The sequence below is a fragment of the Nocardia farcinica genome (assembly GCF_029867845.1).
Taxonomy (GTDB): domain Bacteria; phylum Actinomycetota; class Actinomycetes; order Mycobacteriales; family Mycobacteriaceae; genus Nocardia; species Nocardia farcinica_A.
The window spans coordinates 1-3,306 of sequence record NZ_JARWRU010001215.1 but is presented as its reverse complement, the minus strand read 5'-3'; the positions used below and the strand labels follow the sequence as shown (position 1 = coordinate 3,306).

At 74.1% G+C, this 3,306-nt stretch carries 3 protein-coding genes; 2 read left to right on the top strand and 1 reads right to left on the bottom strand.

Annotation, left to right across the window (positions count from 1 at the left end):
* A partial coding sequence (locus QH283_RS26940) for an HAD-IB family hydrolase (protein ID WP_280505740.1) occupies positions 1-527 on the bottom strand: 527 nt, incomplete at its 3' end.
* A gap of 368 nt (positions 528-895) precedes the next feature.
* Between QH283_RS26940 and ssd the strand changes: the two genes are divergently transcribed.
* Entirely contained in the window at positions 896-2,002 is a 1,107-nt protein-coding gene (gene ssd, locus QH283_RS26935; protein WP_280505739.1) for a septum site-determining protein Ssd, read from the top strand.
* The gene (locus tag QH283_RS26930) at positions 1,999-3,186 is read left to right on the top strand and encodes a TadA family conjugal transfer-associated ATPase (RefSeq protein WP_280505738.1); all 1,188 of its coding nucleotides are present in this window, start codon (positions 1,999-2,001) and stop codon (positions 3,184-3,186) included. The genes ssd and QH283_RS26930 overlap by 4 nt, the downstream gene beginning before the upstream one ends.
* The last annotated feature ends 120 nt before the right edge of the window (positions 3,187-3,306 follow it).

Genomic DNA, 3,306 nt, shown 5'->3' with positions numbered 1-3,306 from the left:
AACTCGACCTCGCCGGTGTACCTGCCGTCGGCCACCACCATCCTGGTGGCGGCCACGTGCTCGGCGCCGAGGGCCCGCGCGATGGGCGCGACGATCTCCTCGCCGGAGGCCGAGACGATCACCACGTCGTGGCCGCGGATGTGGTGGTCGGCGATGAGATCGGCTGCCTCGGCGTAGATCACCGGATCGACCAGCTCGTGCAGCGTCTCGGCGACAATGGCTTTCACCTGCTCCACGTCCCAGCCCGCGCACATCTTGGTCAGATGCTCGCGCATCCGTTCCATCTGATCGTGGTCGGCGCCGGAGAGCAGGAAGAGGAAGTGCGCGTAGCTGCTCTCCAGTACCGCACGGCGATTCAGCAGGCCCTGGGCGTAGAACGGCTTGCTGAAGACGTAGGTGCTCGACTTGGCGATGACCGTCTTGTCGAGGTCGAAGAACGCGGCGACCCGCCCCGTGCGGTTCGGGTGCTGCGCGGATCCGGGCGCTGCCCTTCGGTCCGCGACCACGGGCTGGTCGTCATCGGCCATCACCTGTCCAGGATAGGCGGGCCCGCCCGTTCGCGGGTCCCGACCGCGCCGGTGCCGCGCGGTTCGGGTTTGCTCGCGGAACGCCGGAGCGGCCGGAGGTCGGCAAAGTTCTTGCGCGCCGCACTTGCGTGGGCGGCGGTCGATGGGTGTAGTATTGCTGGCACCTGGACATGTTCCAGGCGTGTTCAGCCCGACCCCCCGGGGCTGAACCCCGACGGCCCCAGCCTCCTCCCCCCCCGGCTGGGGCCGTCCTCTATTTCCAGACGGTTGTAGTTCCAGGCCGGCTCGGTTGTCCACAGCCTTCGAGTTATCCACATTCGGCATTCGTGTGGTGTCGGTGCTTCCGGGTTTCCGCGACGCTGGCCGACATGTCCTCCGATCCGCTCGAAGCCCCGCTGACCCGGCCCGCACTCGTGTTGATCCGTGATGATCGTCTGCGCGAGGAGGTGCGCCGGGTGGCCGCCGCGGCGCAGCGCCCGCTCGCCGAATCCGAGCCCCCGGTGGGCAGGCACACCTGGGCGGCGGCCCCGCTGGTGATCCTGGACACAGCGTGCGCGAGGGAGTGCGCGGCGGTGATTCGGCACCGCAGAACCGGGGTAGTCCTCGTGGTCGACGGCGAGCCAGGCCTGGCCGACTGGCAGGCCGCTACGGGAGTGGGAGCCGAGCGCGTCATCGCCCTTCCCGGTGCCGCGGTGGGGCTTGTCGAGAAGTTTGCTGAGCACGCCGAGATCCGTGCAGGCAACGGCGTGGTCGTCGCCGTGGCGGGGGCCTGCGGGGGTGCGGGCGCCTCCGTGCTCGCCGCGGCGACCGCCTTCCGCGCGGTGGGCGAACCGCGGGAGCGCCGCGTGCTGCTCGTCGACGCCGCCCCCTTCGGCGGTGGTCTGGACCTGCTGCTCGGCGTCGAGAACGCCTCGGGACCACGCTGGCCGGACCTGGTGGTCGAGGACGGCCGCGTCGCCGCGCACACCCTGCACGAGGCGCTGCCCGCCGCCGCTCCCGGGCTGGCCGTGCTCTCCTGCGGGCGCGGCGGTGCCGGCCGATTGCCCACCCGCATCGGCGCGTCGGCGATCCATGCCGTGCTCGAAGCAGGCCGTGCCGCAGGCGATCTCGTCGTCTGCGACCTGTCCGGCGAGCGCGGGCCCGCAGCCGATCAGGTGCTCGATTCGGCGGACCTGGTGGTGCTCGTCGTACCGGCCCGGCTGCGCGCGGTGGCCGCCGCCGAGTCCGTCGCGGCCCATATCGCGGCCCGTAATCCCAACTTGGGGATCGTCGTTCGGGGACCGGCGCCCGGCGGTCTGCGCGGCGAGGAGATCGCCGAGGTGCTCGACCTGCCGCTGCTGGCCGCGGTGCGCGCCCAGCCCGATCTGCCCGACCGGCTCGAGCGGGGCGGGCTGCGCACGCCGCGGCGCGGCCCGCTGGCCATCGCGGCGGCCGCGGTGCTCGACGTCCTCGAGGCACCGGAGCGGATCCGATGAGCACCCTGGTCACCGCCGAACTGCTCGACCGGGTGCGGGCCAGGCTCGCCGGGCACAGCGGCGCTCCCGACCCGGCGCAGCTCGCCGCGGCCGTCCGGGCCGAGGCGGGTGGCGTGCTCGGCGACACCGACCTGCTGCGCGCCCTGCGGCTGTTGCAGACCGAGTTCACCGGCGCGGGCCTGCTCGAACCGCTGCTGCACGACCCGCAGGTGTCCGACGTTCTGGTCACCGCCCCCGACGCGGTGTGGATCGACCGGGGCCGCGGCCTGGAGAAGACCTCGGTCACCTTCCCCGACGAGCCCGCCGTCCGCAGGCTCGCCCAGCGCCTCGCCCTCTCGGTCGGGCGCCGTCTCGACGACGCCCAACCCTGGGTCGACGGCAAGCTCGGCCGCGCGGGCTCGGCGCTCGGCCCCTCCTTCGGCGTCCGCCTGCACGCCGTCCTGCCCCCGATCGCCCCCGGCGGCACCTGCCTGTCGCTGCGCGTGCTGCGTCCCGCTACCCAGGGCCTCGACGCGCTCGCGGCCTCGGGCGCGGTGCCCGCCCCGGCGAAAGCGCTCCTGGCCGAGATCATTCGCGCCCGGCTGGCCTTCCTCGTGGTGGGAGGTACGGGCGCGGGCAAGACCACCCTGTTGTCGAGCCTGTTGGCCGCGGTCGATCCCGCCGAACGCATCGTCTGCGTCGAGGACGCCGCCGAACTCGCCCCACCCCACCCGCACGTCGTGCGCCTGGTCGCCCGCACCGCCAATGTGGAAGGCGTCGGTGAGGTGACGGTCCGCGACCTGGTTCGGCAGGCCCTGCGCATGCGCCCCGACCGCATCGTCGTGGGCGAGGTCCGCGGGGCTGAGGTCGTCGACCTGCTCACCGCGCTCAACACCGGCCACGACGGTGGCGCGGGTACCGTCCACGCCAATTCCCCGAGCGAGGTCCCCGCCCGTCTGGAAGCCCTCGCCGCCCTCGGCGGTCTGACCCGCGCCGCCTTGCACAGCCAGCTGGCCGCCGCCGTCCAGGTGGTGTTGCACGTCCGCCGCGCCGCCGACGGCACCCGAGGGCTGCGGGAGATCTGCGTGGTCGAGCGGGCGGAGGACGGGCGCGTGCGCATCGTCGCCGCCTGGCGCGCCGATGGCGGGCCCGCTCCCGCCGCCCCGCGCCTGGCCGCGCTCATCGGGGAACGGCTCGGCCGATGACGCAGACAGCGCTCTGTCTGGCCGCCGCGGTGCTCCTTCTCCCCGCCCCGGCGGCACGGCGCCGGTTCGCCGCCGTCTACGGCCGCGCGCCCGCGGGGGCGGGGGGGCGGGGGGGGGGGG

What these genes read in the sequence shown, in the direction of transcription:
- ssd (WP_280505739.1), top strand. Translation starts at nt 896, where the DNA reads ATGTCCTCCGATCCGCTCGAAGCCCCGCTGACCCGGCCCGCACTCGTG.
- QH283_RS26930 (WP_280505738.1), top strand. Translation starts at nt 1,999, where the DNA reads ATGAGCACCCTGGTCACCGCCGAACTGCTCGACCGGGTGCGGGCCAGG.